The sequence below is a fragment of the Campylobacter sp. DY7 genome (assembly GCF_057802535.1).
This window is the reverse complement of sequence record NZ_JBYJAU010000042.1, coordinates 1-669: the sequence shown is the minus strand read 5'-3', so window position 1 is coordinate 669 and position 669 is coordinate 1. Positions and strand designations below refer to the sequence as shown.

Sequence of the window (669 nt, the reverse complement as noted above, 5' to 3'; positions counted from 1 at the left end):
TCCTCGACGCGAAGGAGGTTGTCCACATCGAATATTGGCCCGGTGCCCTTGGCCCGGATTAGTGCGACCGGCTTGTCGGCGTGCATTCTCATGCCTAGCTCAAACAGCACATTTGGGTTGTGTTCAGTCAGATCCACGACGACGAGATCCGCGTCGAGAAGGTCGTTCACGATCGTGGCTGAATCACGTCCGAGCCTTGTCGCCGTGCCGTGAAGGCTTCGAACCCTGCATCGGTGATTGCGGGAATGAGCAAGGATTCCAGGACCTCCTTGAAGAACCCGATGGGCCTGTCATCGTCTCGTTCTCCGAACGGCATCGCGATGAAACACCGAAGGCCGGTGTCGCCATTCTTCGACGGGGTTCCGACCTGAACGGTCTGCTCTCCCCCTGAGCCGGGCTCCACGGATTTCGGCTTTTGCGAGCCGCTATCCGCCGGCCCATTCCAGTCCGTCCCGATACCCACGAACCGCGCGTTCTTCTCGAACAGGCCCACAAACTCGTCCACGATGGACGGGTCCAGTCCGAACGTGGTGGTTAGGGTGTTGGTTCGGTATGGCTCGTCCGGCAGTTTGCTCCCGCCATAGTGCGAGACAACCTTCGCGAAGATGTCGATCGAGAAAAACGCTTCGAGTAGCGCGTGCGCTCGTTCTTCGTCGGAACCGGGATAGA

The 669-nt window shown here is 59.3% G+C and carries 1 protein-coding gene; it reads right to left on the bottom strand.

What is annotated here, in order from left to right; all coding sequences use genetic code 11:
* Positions 1-166: 166 nt before the first annotated feature.
* The coding region (locus tag AC1B00_RS09605; protein WP_488849505.1) for a hypothetical protein at positions 167-669 on the bottom strand (503 nt) is incomplete at its 5' end.